Origin of the sequence: Hydrogenophaga sp. PML113 (genome assembly GCF_001777155.1) — a bacterium.
Classification (GTDB): Bacteria; Pseudomonadota; Gammaproteobacteria; order Burkholderiales; family Burkholderiaceae_C; genus Hydrogenophaga; species Hydrogenophaga borbori.
On record NZ_MIYM01000005.1, the window covers coordinates 177,630 to 190,957 of the forward strand.

Annotated in this window: 13 protein-coding genes; 9 read left to right on the top strand and 4 right to left on the bottom strand. The window is 72.8% G+C overall.

Annotation, left to right across the window (positions count from 1 at the left end; genetic code table 11):
* The first annotated feature begins 4 nt into the window (after nt 1-4).
* From BHU06_RS11810 to BHU06_RS11820, 3 genes are read left to right on the top strand one after another with little or no spacing between them, the layout of a single operon-like run.
* A complete protein-coding gene (locus BHU06_RS11810) occupies nt 5-811 on the top strand; it encodes a DUF1295 domain-containing protein (RefSeq protein WP_070399387.1) in 807 nt (268 codons plus the stop codon).
* Nucleotides 808-1,446: a DUF6134 family protein gene (locus tag BHU06_RS11815; protein WP_139147053.1), complete on the top strand. Its 639-nt coding sequence runs from the start codon at nt 808-810 to the stop codon at nt 1,444-1,446. Before BHU06_RS11810 ends, BHU06_RS11815 begins: the two co-directional genes overlap by 4 nt.
* 36 nt (nt 1,447-1,482) lie before the next feature.
* Nucleotides 1,483-1,968, top strand: a complete 486-nt coding sequence (locus BHU06_RS11820; protein ID WP_083293181.1) for a DUF2177 family protein — start codon at nt 1,483-1,485, stop codon at nt 1,966-1,968.
* On the opposite strand, the gene BHU06_RS11825 is transcribed toward BHU06_RS11820, so the two are convergent.
* Both BHU06_RS11825 and BHU06_RS11830 read right to left on the bottom strand, forming a co-directional pair.
* Nucleotides 1,931-2,617, bottom strand: coding sequence for a ChrR family anti-sigma-E factor (locus BHU06_RS11825; RefSeq protein ID WP_070399388.1), 687 nt, complete (start codon nt 2,615-2,617; stop codon nt 1,931-1,933). The genes BHU06_RS11820 and BHU06_RS11825 overlap by 38 nt on opposite strands.
* 33 nt (nt 2,618-2,650) lie before the next feature.
* Nucleotides 2,651-3,238, bottom strand: a complete 588-nt coding sequence (locus tag BHU06_RS11830) for a sigma-70 family RNA polymerase sigma factor (protein ID WP_070399389.1) — start codon at nt 3,236-3,238, stop codon at nt 2,651-2,653.
* A 207-nt stretch (nt 3,239-3,445) separates the two neighbouring features.
* On the opposite strand from BHU06_RS11830, the gene BHU06_RS11835 reads away from it, so the two are divergent.
* Genes BHU06_RS11835 through BHU06_RS11850 form a run of 4 tightly spaced genes read left to right on the top strand, consistent with a single transcriptional unit; the run spans nt 3,446 to nt 7,746 of the window.
* Nucleotides 3,446-4,816, top strand: a complete 1,371-nt coding sequence (locus BHU06_RS11835) for an NAD(P)/FAD-dependent oxidoreductase (protein WP_070399390.1) — start codon at nt 3,446-3,448, stop codon at nt 4,814-4,816.
* Nucleotides 4,813-5,670: a DUF1365 domain-containing protein gene (locus tag BHU06_RS11840; protein ID WP_254668158.1), complete on the top strand. Its 858-nt coding sequence runs from the start codon at nt 4,813-4,815 to the stop codon at nt 5,668-5,670. Before BHU06_RS11835 ends, BHU06_RS11840 begins: the two co-directional genes overlap by 4 nt.
* 11 nt (nt 5,671-5,681) lie before the next feature.
* The gene (locus tag BHU06_RS11845) at nt 5,682-6,938 is read left to right on the top strand and encodes a cyclopropane-fatty-acyl-phospholipid synthase family protein (RefSeq protein WP_083293182.1); all 1,257 of its coding nucleotides are present in this window, start codon (nt 5,682-5,684) and stop codon (nt 6,936-6,938) included.
* Nucleotides 6,939-6,996: 58 nt separating this feature from the next.
* Nucleotides 6,997-7,746 (top strand): YoaK family protein, encoded by a 750-nt coding sequence (locus BHU06_RS11850; RefSeq protein ID WP_070399391.1) that lies wholly within the window; start codon nt 6,997-6,999, stop codon nt 7,744-7,746.
* A gap of 98 nt (nt 7,747-7,844) precedes the next feature.
* Here the strand turns inward: BHU06_RS11850 and BHU06_RS11855 are convergent, their stop codons facing one another.
* Together BHU06_RS11855 and BHU06_RS11860 are read right to left on the bottom strand one after the other, a co-directional pair.
* Nucleotides 7,845-9,200: a TonB family protein gene (locus tag BHU06_RS11855; protein WP_070399392.1), complete on the bottom strand. Its 1,356-nt coding sequence runs from the start codon at nt 9,198-9,200 to the stop codon at nt 7,845-7,847.
* Nucleotides 9,201-9,246: 46 nt separating this feature from the next.
* Nucleotides 9,247-10,932, bottom strand: coding sequence for an FAD-dependent oxidoreductase (locus BHU06_RS11860; RefSeq protein WP_254668159.1), 1,686 nt, complete (start codon nt 10,930-10,932; stop codon nt 9,247-9,249).
* A gap of 163 nt (nt 10,933-11,095) precedes the next feature.
* On the opposite strand from BHU06_RS11860, the gene BHU06_RS11865 reads away from it, so the two are divergent.
* Both BHU06_RS11865 and BHU06_RS11870 read left to right on the top strand, forming a co-directional pair.
* Nucleotides 11,096-12,643 carry a BCCT family transporter gene (locus BHU06_RS11865; RefSeq protein ID WP_083293183.1) on the top strand — a complete coding sequence of 516 codons (1,548 nt, stop codon included), beginning with the start codon at nt 11,096-11,098 and terminating at the stop codon, nt 12,641-12,643.
* Complete coding sequence (locus BHU06_RS11870) at nt 12,640-13,323, top strand: MarC family protein (protein WP_070399394.1); 684 nt, start codon at nt 12,640-12,642, stop codon at nt 13,321-13,323. The genes BHU06_RS11865 and BHU06_RS11870 overlap by 4 nt, the downstream gene beginning before the upstream one ends.
* Nucleotides 13,324-13,328 lie beyond the last annotated feature (5 nt).

Below are 13,328 nucleotides of genomic sequence, written 5' to 3' on the forward strand. Positions count from 1 at the left end.
TCCCATGGAGGCCAACCACGCGCTGCTCGCCGCCGCGGCCGCGGGCCTGCTGACAGCCTTCGCGATCGCGCTGCCCACCTGGCTGGCCAGCCTGGCGCTGCGCGACGCCAGCGTCGCCGACCGCGTCTGGCCGGCCTTCGTCGCGGCGCCCGCCCTGGTCTATGCCTGGCGGCTTGGCGCCGACGCGCGGGCCCTGGCCATGCTGCTCATCGCGCTCGCCTGGGCCTTGCGCCTGGGCCTGTTCATCACCTGGCGCAACTGGGGCCACGGCGAAGACCGCCGCTACCGCGACATGCGCGAGCGCCACGGGCCCGGCTTCGCGCTCAAGAGCCTGTACCTGGTGTTCCTGCTGCAGGCGCTGCTGGGCTGGGTGGTTGGCTGGCCCCTGCTGGTGGCCATGGGGCGCGCTGGCGCGGCCTGGGGCCTGTGGGACTGGGCGGGCGCGGCGCTCGCCCTGGGCGGCCTGCTGATGGAAACCGTGGCCGACGCCCAGCTGGCGCGCTTTCGCCGCGACCCCGCGAACCGCGGCCAGGTGATGGACCGGGGCCTGTGGCGTTGCTCGCGCCACCCCAACTACTTCGGCGAGGCCTGCGTGTGGTGGGGCCTGGGCCTGATGGCGCTGGGGGCGGGCGGCGCGGCCGGCGCCTGGTGCCTGGTCTCTCCGCTGCTGATGACGGTGCTGCTGCTGCGGGTGTCGGGTGTGACCCTGCTGGAAAAAGACATCGGCGAGCGCCGCCCCGCCTACCGCGACTACGTGGCGCGCACCAGCGCCTTCTTCCCCTGGCCGCCCCGGCGCGGAGGCGCGCGGTGAGGGCCTGGCGCGGGTGGGCGCTGGCCTGGCTGCTGGCGGGGGCCGCGGCGGCGCCCGCGCGGGCCGAGGTCTGGGCCTTCGAGGTGCGGCTGGACGGCCGGCCGATCGGCTCGCACCGCTTCGAGCTGAGCGGCCCGCCCGAGGCGCGCGAGGTGCAGAGCGTGGCGCGCATGGACGTCACCCTGCTGGGCGTGCCGCTGTACCGCTACCGCCACGAGGCGCGCGAGCGCTGGCGTGGCGATTGCCTGGACGGGGTCAGCGCGCGCACCAACGACGGCGGCGAAACCAGCCAGGTCGAGTGGCCCGACGACACGGCCGGCGCCAGCGGGCCTGTCCGGCCCGCCTGCCTCATGAGCTACGCCTACTGGAACCCCGCGCTGACGCGCCAGACGCAGCTGCTCAACCCGCAGACCGGCCAGCTCGACGCGGTGCGTTTCGAGCGCCTGGCCGATGCGCCGCTGGCGGTGAACGGGCGCGAGGTGACGGCCGCGCGCTGGCGGCTCGTCGCCACCGCGCCCACGCCCGCCGCGACCCGCCAGACGCTGACCCTGTGGCTGGAGCGCGCCAGTGGCCGCTGGATCGGCCTCGACGCCCTGGTCCGGGGCGATCGGCTGCTGAGCTACCGGTTGCCCTGAGGCCTGTCTTTTTTCTTTTTTTTGGCGGAGACCCCCATGCCACACGCGACTTCCCACGCCCCGGCCGCGACGGCCTCGACCGCTGCCGCGCCGGCCTGGCGCTGGCCGCTGGCCTATGCGCTCACCGCGCTGGTGTTCCTGGCGCTGGACGCGGTCTGGCTGAGCAGCATGCACACCACGCTGTACCAGCCCGCCATCGGCCATCTGTTGTCCGGCACCGTGGACTGGACGGCCGCCGGCCTGTTTTATGTCCTGTACATTACCGGCCTGCTGGTGTTTGCCGTGGCGCCCGCGCTGTCCTCCGGCCGCTGGGGCACCGCGCTCGGCCGCGGGGCGCTGTTCGGGCTCCTGGCCTACGCGACCTACGACCTCACGAATCAGGCCACGCTGCGCGACTGGCCCTGGCGCGTGACGCTGGCGGACCTCGCCTGGGGCGCTTTCGTCAGCGGCACGGCCTCGGGCCTGGCGGCCCGGCTCACCCTGGCTACATGCCGACGAGCCCGCCCAGCCAGCGGGCGATGACCCCGTCGAAGGCCAGCCGGCCGTCGACCGAGGCGAGGCAGATGCACTCGCCGCCGTCCTGCACCACCGGCTGGTGGTGGACATCGGCATCGGCGAGGTCGAAGTCGCCCGGGCCGAACAGGGCGCGCCCGTCATGGAAGTGGCCGTAGAGGATCTGCGTCAGCTCGGTGCCGCGGTGGGTGTGCCGGGGCAGGTACTTGCCGGCGCCGATGCGCAGCAGGAAGACGTTGGCCTCGGGCGCGTCGGGCACGTTCACGCGGCTCCAGCGCATGCCCGGCCCCAGCCAGCGCCAGCGGGTGGCGCTGCAATCGGCCAGGGCGCGTGGCCACACGGCGCCCAGGGGCAGCGGGGGCGGCGCGCTGGGCCGGCGCGGCGCCCGGTCGCCCAGCGTGGGGACGGGCGGGTGTGGCTCGATGCGCGCGATCCGATCGAGGGCGCGCGCCAGCGCGTCTTCCCGCAGCGGCGCGGGCGGCTGCTCGTCCAGCAGCACCCCGCCCAGGGCGCGCAGCGCCGCCACGCGCTGGCGGCAGGTGGCGCAGAGTTCCAGGTGGGTGGCCACCACCAGCCGCGCCCCGATCGGCAGGCCGACCGCGGCATGCGACAGCAGCAGTTCGTCGCTGGGGTGGTGGTGAATCTCGGGGGCGTCCATGGTCGGGTTCGGCAAGGGGATCGTTGGGTGGCCTCAGGTGTCGAGCAACTTGCGCAACTGGGCCACGGCCAGCCGGATGCGCGACTTGACCGTGCCCAGCGGCAGGCCGAGTTCGGTCGCGATGCGCGCGTGCGGCTCGTCTTCGTAATAGGACAGGCGCAGCACCTGCGCCTGCTCGGCGGGCAGCCGCTCCAGCGCCTCGCGCACGCGCTGCGCCAGCCGCTGCGCATCGGTCTGCTCGGCCAGCCCGGGGCCGTCGGCCGGGAGCTGGTCGAACTCGAAGCATTCGTCGCCCGCGAAGTCCAGCCGTTGCCGGCGCGAGGCGTCCACGCGCAGGTGGCGCGCAATGGTGAACACCCAGGTCGACACCGCGGCCTGCGCCGGGTCGAACAGCGCGGCCTTGCGCCAGACCATGGCCAGGGCCTCCTGGGCCAGGTCCTCGGCGGCCTCGTCGCTGCTGCCGGTGCGCATCAGGTAGCTTTTCACGCGCGGGGCGAAGTGCTGGAACAGGCGGGCGAAGGCCTGCGGGTCCCGGTGTTCGGCGATGCGGCGCAACTGGGCCGGCCAGTCCTCGGACGGGTCGGGCGCGGCGCGGTCGGCGTGGAGCGGAACGATGGTCAAGTGCGGCGTCCTGGGCGGGCTCGGCGGGGTCCCGCCCGGGGGGGTGACCCAGGGGGTGGAGGATTCGTCGCGTCGAGCTTGGCCCATGGCCCTTTTACGCGGCGCGCGGGGGATTGGATCATCGCCCAGTCCGGGATGGCGCGGCGGGGAATCCAAAACCGCCTGGCCTGCGTACAAGCAGGGCCTCACCGACCGAAAGCCACCCCCATGAGCCGTTCCCCCGACCTCGATACGCCACCGCGCGCCCGAACCGGCGGCGACCGCCTGCGCATCGCCGTCGTCGGCGGCGGCATCGCCGGCCTGTCCTGCGCCTGGCTGCTGTCGCGCCGCCACGCCGTCGAGCTGTTCGAGGCCGAGGCGCGGACCGGCGGCCACAGCCACACGGTGGACGCGCCCTGCGGCGCGCGGCAGGTGCCGGTGGACATCGGCTTCATCGTCTACAACGAGCCCGCCTACCCCAATCTCACCGCGCTCTTTCGCCACCTGCGGGTGCCGACCCGGGCCTCGGACATGTCGTTCGCGGTGAGCCTGGACCGGGGCGGCCTGGAGTACGCCGGCACCGACCTCGGCGGCCTGTTCGCGCAGCGCGCCAACCTGCTGCGCCCACGCTTCTGGCGCATGCTGGCCGAGCTCTGGCGCTTCTACCGCGAGGCCCCGCGCGACGCGGCGGCCTGCGGCGGGCTGTCGCTGGACGCCTACCTGGACGCCCGGGGCTACGGCCGCGCCCTGCGCGACGACCACCTCTACCCCATGGGCGCGGCGATCTGGTCTTGCTCGGCCGAGCGCATCGGCCAGTACCCGGTGGCCGCCTTCGTGCGCTTCTGCGAGAACCACGGCCTGCTCCAGGTATCGGGCCGGCCGGTCTGGCGCACCGTCGACGGCGGCAGCCGCGAGTACGTGCGCCGCCTGGTGGGCGACTTCGACGGCCACATCCACCACGAGGCGCCGGTGACCGCGGTCGAGCGCGGGCCCGCGGGCGTGCGGCTGCGCCTGCGCGACGGCGGCTGGACGCCGGCCTTCGATCAGGTGGTGCTGGCCACCCACGCGGACCAGTCGCTGCGCCTGCTGGCCGAGCCGACGCAGGCCGAGCGCCGCCTGCTCGGCGCCTTCGGCTACACGCGCAACCTCGCGGTGCTGCACAGCGACCCCGCGCTGATGCCGCGCCGCCGCGCGGTCTGGTCGAGCTGGAACTACCTGGCCGAGCGCGGCGCCCAGGCCGCGCCGACGGTGACCTACTGGATGAACCGGCTGCAGCCGCACCTGCCCCAGGGGCGGGAAGCGCCGCCGCTGTTCGTCTCCCTCAACCCGGCGGCCGCGCCGCGGCGCGAGCACCTGATCCGCACCGAGGTCTACGAGCACCCGAGCTTCGACGCCGCGGCCATCGCGGCGCAGCGTGAGCTCTGGTCGCTGCAGGGCGAGCGCAACACCTGGTTCTGTGGGGCCTACTTCGGCTCGGGCTTTCACGAAGATGGCCTGCAGGCCGGGCTCGCGGTGGCCGAGGCGCTGGGCGGCGTGCGCCGGCCCTGGACCGTGGACGGCGAGTCCGCGCGCATCCACCTGCCCGGGGCCTTGGCGTGACGACGCCTCGGCCGGCGCCACCGCCCCCCGCCGCCGCGCCGGCCCTGGCGTGGCGCTCGGCGCTGTACGACGGGCGGGTGGTGCACCAGCGGCCGGGCCCGGTGCGGCACCGCCTGGCGTACCGCATGTTCTCGCTGCTGCTCGATATCGATGAGCTGGCGTCGCTGCACGCGCGCCTGCGCTGGTTCTCCGTCGGGCGCTTCAACCTGTTCAGCCTGTGGCCCTCGGACCACGGCGACGGCAGCGCCCACGACGCCGCGGGCCTGCGCGCCCAGCTGGACGAGCGCCTGCGCGAGGCCGGCCTGCCGGTGGGCGGCGCCATTCGCCTGCTGGCCCTGCCGCGCGTGCTCGGCTATGCCTTCAACCCCCTGAGCGTGTGGTTCTGCGACGCGCCGGACGGGCGCTTGCAGGCCATCGTCTATGAGGTCAACAACACCTTCGGCGAGCGCCACAGCTACCTGATCGAGGTGCCCGAGGCGCAGCGCGGTGCGCGCCTGATCGAGCAAGGCTGCGACAAGCGCCTGTTCGTGTCGCCGTTCCTGGACATGGAGCTGGCGTACCGCTTCCGCATCGAGCCGCCGGGCGAGCGCCTGTCCATCGGCGTCGGCGTGCACCGCCGCGACGGCGGCGCCGCCGTGCTGCACGCGCGGCTGGACGCCCAGCGCCGGCCGCTCAGCGATGGCGCGCTGTGGCGGACCTTCTTCGCCTACCCGCTGCTGACGCTCAAGGTGATCGTCGGCATCCACTGGGAAGCGCTGCACCTGTGGCGCAAGGGCGCGCGGCTGCGGCCGCGCCCGGCCCCGCCGGCCCAGGCCATGAGCGTCGTGCGCTCCGGCGATTCTTCTTCCTCCTGACGCGAGCACCCATGTCCCACGACACCCCTTCCTTGCGGCCCGTCCCCCACCACGCGGCCCCGGCGGCGCCGGCGGCCACCCTGAGCGGCGACGCCTCGGGCCTGCGCCAGGCGCCGCTGCGCCGGCTGCTGTCGCGCGTGCGCGCCGGCCGGTTGCTCCTGACCCTGCCCGACGGCGCGCGCCTGCAGGCGCAGGGCGCCGCGCCGGGCCCGAGCGCGGAGCTGCGCCTGCACCGCTGGCGCCCCTTGCTGCGCCTGCTGCAGCAGGGCGACCTGGGCCTGGCCTGGTCGTACCGCGACGGCGACTGGAGCACGCCCGATCTGGTGGCCCTGCTGTCCTTCGGGCTGGCGAACGAGGCCGCGCTGGACGGCGCCATCTCCGCGCCCGCGCCGGCGCGCTGGCTCGCGCGGCTGCTGCACCGCCTCAACGCCAATACGCGGCGCGGCAGCCGCCACAACATCGCCGCCCACTACGACCTGGGCAACCGCTTCTATGAGCGCTGGCTGGACGGCAGCATGCTGTACTCGAGCGCGCTGTACGACGGGCCGGCGGACTCGCTGGAGGCCGCGCAGGCGCGCCGGCTGGAGCGCATCCTCGGGCTGCTGGACGTGCGGCCGGGCCAGCGCGTGCTCGAAATCGGCTGCGGCTGGGGCACGCTGGCCGCCACGCTGGCGCGGCGCGGCGCCGAGGTGGTGGGCGTCACGCTCTCGACCGAGCAGCTGGCCTTCGCGCGCGAGCGCGCCGCCGCCTGGGGCGTGGCCGATCGGGTCGATCTGCGGCTGCAGGACTACCGCGACGTCGAGGGCCGCTACGACCGCGTGGTCTCCATCGAAATGATCGAGGCCGTGGGCGAGGCCTATTGGCCGGTCTACTTCGCCACGCTGCGCGAGCGGCTCAAGCCCGGCGGCGTGGCCGTGCTGCAGGCGATCACCATCGACGAGCGCCGTTTCGAGGGCTACCGCGACAACCCGGACTTCATCCAGCGCTGCATCTTTCCAGGCGGCATGCTGCCTTCGCCCGAGCGGATGGCGCAGCAGGCGCGCCAGGCGGGGCTGCGCCTGAGCACCGAACTGCGCTTTGGCCACAGCTACGCGCGCACGCTGGCCGATTGGCGGCGGCGCTTCCAGGCCGAGTGGCCGGCCATCGAGGCCCAGGGCTTCGACGCGCGCTTCAAGCGCCTGTGGGAGTACTACCTCGGCTACTGCGAGGCCGGCTTCCTGGCCGGGCGCGTCGACGTCGGCCTGTACCGCCTGGTCCACGAGAACTGAAGGCGCGCCGGGGGGCGCGGGACAATCGGGGCCACGACAGCGATCCCGGAGTGTTCCCATGCCCATCCAATACGCGCGATTCCTTGTCGGCCGCGAGCGCACGCTGGCGGCCAACCGGCAGGTGGGGCTGCTGCTGGCCTTCGTCGCCGGGGCCATCAACGCGGGCGGTTTTTTGGCCGTGCGGCAGTACACCTCGCACGTGACCGGGCTGGTCTCGTCCATGGCCGACCACCTGGTGCTGGGCGAGGGCGCGCTGGTGGCCTCGGCGCTGGCGGCGGTGCTGGCTTTCCTGCTGGGCGCCATGTGCTGCGCGGTGATGGTCAATTTCGCGCGCCGGCGCGCCATGGCCAGCGAGTACGCCTTGCCGCTGCTGCTGGAGGCCCTGCTCATCCTGTGCTTCGGGCTGATGGGCGCCTGGCTGGCGCGCTTCGAGGGCCTGTTGATCCCGGCCACCGTGGCCCTGCTGTGCTTCATCATGGGCCTGCAGAACGCGGTGGTGACCAAGCTGTCGAACGCGGTCATCCGCACCACGCACATGACGGGCGTGGTGACCGACCTGGGCATCGAGCTCGGCAAGCTGCTGTACTGGAACCGCGCCGAAGGGCCCCAGCCCGTGGTGCGCGCCGACCGCGACCGCATGCGCGTGCTGGGCGGCCTGCTGGGCGCCTTCGTGGGCGGCGGGGTGGTGGGCGCCTACGGCTTCAAGCGCCTGGGCTACGGCTTCACGGTGCCACTGGCGGTGGCGCTCACGGTGGTGGCGCTGGTGCCGGTGTGGGACGACTGGCAGCGGCGGGGGCGCAGGGACTGAGGCGGGGCCCTGGTGGACGGCGCGTCGACCGTGGACAAAGCCCGATCGCGCATCCCCGTCCGCTCACGAACCAACCGCTGTCCGGCATGGTGGGGCTGTCAGGGATCCAGAACGAATCGGAACGGGATCCGCACCGTGGACTCCGTTTCCAGGCCGTCGCGGTCCCTGGCAGGGTGAAAGCGCGAGGCGGACACGCTGTCCAGTGCGGCCTGATCGAGGCTGGCGTAGCCGGAACTGGACGCGACGGCTGGGCGCAGGGGGACACCGTCCGCCCCGATGCGCACGCGCACGCTCACGACGCCGGTGTGTCCGTGCCGACGCGCGGCGGCCGGGTAGGCCGGCGGGACCGTGGTCCGCGCGGCCGGCTTCGTCACGGCCCGCCGCTGCTCCATTCTTTGCTCGTCTTGCGCGAGGGCCTGTGCCTGCGCGGCGTAGCGGGCGGTGGCGTCCTGGTCCCCCACACGCTCTGCCTGGTCACGCAACCAGTCGACGATGGGGCGCTCCCATGGCGTGGGCGCTCCCGGTAGGCGCATGGCCTCATCGAGGGCCTTCCTTGCCCAACTGGCGGCCGCTTCGGATGAGCCCTTTCGATCCAGTATGCGAGCCAGAGTGAACTGGCCATTCGCGATGACTGCGCCGGATGCCTGGTGCTCGGTCCAGCGGCGCATGGCCTCTTGCAGTACGGCCTGTGCCTCATCGAGTCGGGCCTGGCTCAATAGGCTGGACGCCAGGGTGTTGTAGGCGTTCGGCCGCAGCCTGGCATGGGCTGGGTTGGCTTCGACGATGGCGATGAGGCGGCGCACGGTCTTCTCGGCCCGGTCGGCGTCCCCCAAGGCCAAATGGTGTTCGGCCTGCGTTTGCAGAACCATGGCGGTCATCTCGCTCGAGGGGCCCAGTGCCGCTTCGCTGTTTCGCAAGGACGACTCCAGCAAGGCCTGTGCGCGCTGCGGCTGCTGCCGGCTCCACAGAAGACGGCCGTGCGCGAGCTGCAGCTGGGCGGCGAGGTCGCGCTCTGCGTCGGCGGGATCGGCGAGAACGTCCAAGGCCTGTTGGTAGTGCGCATCGGCTTCGGCCAGGTGGCCTTGCCGCTCTTGGAGGCCAGCGAGGACGCCCAGATAGGCCGCCATGAGGGCGGGGGGCGCCGGGGGCAGCTGGCGCAGCACCGCAATCGCCTGCTGCATGGGGCGTTCGGCCTTCGCATACAGCCCTTGCGCCCGGTAGGCCTGCGCCAACGACACGAGGCTCACCACCCGTGGATGGCTGATGGGCGGCAGCAGCTGTTCCGACAGGGTGTCGAGCCGTTGCGCCGCGGCGGTAGCGTCCGAATACCGGTGCGCGTCCGACAGCGCTTCAACCTCCTTTCGCAGGTCGTGCCATTGCGCCGGCTGCGCCCAAGCCGCCGTGACGATCGCCCCTGCCAGACAGGCGGCGCGGACACATTGGGTCATCAGCATGTCGGGTCGTCCCCAGAGCGCACCATGAATGGGGTGGCATTTAACCTCAGGTGCCGGCCACGCGGCGCCACACCGCCGCCGCCTCGGTCGCCTCGCGGCCGCGCCAGGCCACCACCTGATCGGGTCGCACCAGCAGCAGCTGCCCGTCCAGCACGGGCGCGGCCTCGGCTTCCGAAGGGCAGCGCAGCGCCACGTCCAGGCCGCGCGCCCGACCGGCCTCGGCCAGCGCCTGTCCGTCGGCCTGCAGCGCGGGCGGTGCGAGCACGGTCCACTCGAACCCCAGCTCGTCGAACAGCGAGCGCTCGCCGCCCAGCCAGGCGTGCGGCAGGCGGCCCCCGGGGTTGTTGGAGGGCTCGTAGTGGTTGGCCGCGTCGGGCGGGATGCGGCCGGGGTCGCTGAAGACGATCGGCGAGGCGTCATACCGCTCGCCGAAGGTCACGCCGGGGATGTTGAACTCGCGCCGCACGTGCTCGTTGAGCACCGCGCTGGCGTGTTCGCGCAGGGCCTCGCCCTCGGCACCGGCGGCCTCGAGCGCGGCCGTGGTCTGGAACAGGCCGATGGAATCGGCGAAACCGCGCGCGTAGTTCGTGTTGCGCAGGCCGATGGGGCGGCGCTCGGTCTCGTAGCTGTCCAGCAGCGCGGTGGCCGAGAGCCCTTTCAGTACCGACGCCAGCTTCCAGCCCAGGTTCACCGCGTCGCCCACGGCGGTGTTGTAGCCCAGGCCGCCGGTGGGCGTGAACAGGTGCACCGCGTCGCCGGCCAGGAACACGCGGCCCTGCTGGTAGCGATCGGCCACCAGCGAGTGGCCCGCGATCCAGGTGCCGGTGGACAACACCTCGACGGGCAAGTCCATGCCGCTGGCCTGCGCGAACAGGCGCTTCGCGTCCTCGTGCGCCCAGTCCGACGGGTCTTCATGCGCGTGTACGGCCGCGTGGAAGGCGAACTCGCCCTGGCCGTCCACCGACGCCATGAACACGCGCCGCTCGTGGTTCACGCTCACGTACATCCAGGCCACGTCGTGCGGCAACTGCTCATAGAACGTGGGTGCGCGCAGGTAGACCGCGAACATGCGCCCGCCCATGAACTCGCGCTGCACGCCGGTGGCGCCGCCGTAGGCGATGCCCAGGGCCTGGCGCACCACGCTGCGCGCGCCGTCGGCGCCCACCAGGTAGCGCGCGCGCACGGGCACGGCGGTGCCGCTGCCGTCGGCCGGGGCCACGAGTGCGTCCACGCCCTCGGCGTCCTGCTCGAATTCCACCAGCCGCCAGCCAAAGCCCACGGGCCGGCCGGTGCGCGCCTCGGCGTGGCGGCGCAGCACCGCTTCCACGAACTTCTGCGACACGCGGTGCGGCAGCTCGGCCGCGTTCCAGGCGCCGCGCAGGCCGCGCACGTGCTCGCTGGCCTGCGCCGCCGTGGGCAGGCGCAGCCGCGCCAGCTCGTGCGTGGCGAAGCGCGTGAAGTAAGCGATGTCGGTCGGGTGGTCGCCCGGCAGGCCCATGGCGCGGATCTCCTGCGCGATGCCGATGCGCCGGAAGTGCTCCATGGTGCGCGCCTGCGTGGCATTGGCCTGCGGGTTGAAGGCCGTGGTGGCCTTCGGGTCCACCACCAGGCAGCGGATGCCGCGCAGGCCCAGTTCGTTGGCGAGCATGAGGCCGCAGGGGCCGGCGCCCGCGATGAGCACGTCCACGGCCATCGTCGCGCCCACGCGCTGGGCGTCTTGCAGTTCCTTCACTGTTTCTCCTCGGGTCTGATTCGCAGAGGCCGGCGCCGCGGCCTGGCCGATGCGGGATTGGACCGCCAGAATCGCCCCGGTGGCGCGGCGCGGGCCCCCTGGAAAAGAGTTTTCCAGCGTGCTGGCGTGTATGGTGTGGCCTCGATCTGGAGGAGAAGACCCCATGCAACTCATCGTCTCGGTCGGACTGATCCTGGCCATCGTGCTCTGGGGCGTGCTGTCGCCGGCCTCGCTGGGCGCGGTGTTCGACACGCTGCTGGCCGTCATCACGCGCGATTTCGGCTGGCTCTACCTGTGGGTGGTGCTGGGCCTCGTGGTCATGGCCCTGGTGCTCGCATTCAGCCGCTACGGCGACCTCAAGCTCGGCGGCGAGGACGAGGAGCCCGAGTTCTCGCTCGGCTCCTGGTTCGCCATGCTGTTCGCCGCCGGCATGGGCATCGGCCTGGTGTTCTGGGGCGTGGCCGAACCGATCTCGCACTACGGCAACCCGCCGCCCGGCATCGCGCCCCAGACGCCCGAGGCCGCCAACGCCGCCATGCGCTACAGCTTCTTCCACTGGGGCCTGCACCCCTGGGCGGTGTACAGCGTGGTGGCGCTGGCCATCGCTTTCTTCCAGTTCCGCAAGGGCGGTTCGGCGCAGGTGAGCACGGCGATCGAGTCGCTGCCCTGGGGTTTTGCCCGGCGCCTCGGGCCGCTGGTCAATGTGCTGGCCGTCATTGCCACCGCCTTCGGCGTGGCGGCCTCGCTCGGCATGGGGGCCTTGCAGATCAACAGCGGCCTGGCCGCGCTGACCGGCATGCCGGTGGGCCCGGCCTGGCAGGTCGGCATCATCGCCGTCACCACGGTGCTGTTCGTGGGCTCGTCGGTGTCGGGCGTGGGGCGCGGCATCAAGTGGCTGTCCAACGCCAACCTGCTGCTGGCGGCGCTGCTGGCGCTCACGCTCTTCGTGCTCGGCCCCACGGTGGCCATCATCGACACCTTCACCACCACGCTGGGCAGCTACGTCAGCGAGTTCGTGCGCATGAGCCTGCGCATGACCCCGTTCCGCGACAGCGGCTGGGTGGGCGGCTGGACGATCTTCTACTGGGCCTGGTGGGTGAGCTGGTCGCCCTTCGTGGGCCTGTTCATCGCGCGCGTCTCGCGCGGGCGCAGCGTGCGCGAGTTCGTGCTCGGCACGGTGCTGGCGCCCACGCTGGCCGGCTTCCTGTGGTTCTCGGTGTTCGGCGGCACGGCGCTCACGCTTGAGGTGATGCGCGGCGTGCCCTTGTCCGAGGCGGTGAGCGCCGACGTGTCCACGGCGCTGTTCGCGATGTTCGAGGCCTTGCCGTTGGGCAGCGTCATGAGCGTGGTGGCCACGGTGCTGGTGGTGGTGTTCTTCGTCACCTCGGGCGATTCGGCCACGCTGGTGCTGAGCATGATGAGCACGGGCGGCGACGAGAACCCGCGCGCGCGGGTCAAGCTCATCTGGGGCGCGCTGATCTCGGGCATCGCGATCTCGCTGCTGCTGGCCGGGGGCCTCAAGGCCGTGCAGACGGCCACCATCGTGTTCGCGGTGCCGTTCGCGGTGGTGATCGTGCTGATGGCCGTCGCGCTGTGGCGTGGCGTGCGCGACGACTGGGCCGAGGAGAACCGCCGCGAGCGAGCGCTGCGCCGGCGCATGCGGGAGATGGTGGAGCCGCCTCAGGGAGGGAACGGGGTGAGGGGGCCATGAGCGTCGAACTGAGCCTGGCGTTCGGCAAGAGTTTCCTGTTCGTCTTCGCCGCGCTGCTGCCCATCCTCAACCCGGCGGCCACGGCGCCGATCTTCCTCGGCCTCACCGAGGGCGCGTCCGAGCGCACGCGCGCCATGCTGGCGCGCAAGATCGCGCGCAACATGTTCGCGCTAATGGTGGGCAGCATGCTGGTGGGCTCGCACGTGCTGGCCTTCTTCGGCATCTCGCTGCCCATCGTGCGCGTGGGCGGTGGGCTGATCCTGGCGGCCACCGCCTGGCGCCTGCTCACGGCCACGCAGTCCACGGCGGACAGCCGCACCGAACTGGCCGACGCCTTCACGCCCGAGATGGCGCGCCGCCAGGCCTTCTACCCGCTGACCTTCCCGATCAGCTGCGGCCCGGGCTCCATCGCCGCGGCCATCACCGTGGGCGTGTCGCTGAGCAACGACCGCGTGGGCCTGGCGCTGGCCAACATCGGCGGCGGCGTGCTCGCGCTGCTGGCCATCGGCCTGCTGCTGTACCTGGCGTTCCGCTACGCCGAGCACCTGCTGCGCCCGCTGGGCGAGGCCGGCGCGATCATCTTCCTGCGCCTGTCGGCCTTCATCCTGCTGTGCCTGGGCGTGCAGATCGTGTGGGACGGCGTGAGCGAGCTGGTGCGCGGGCTGATGAGCAGCCTCTGAGCGGG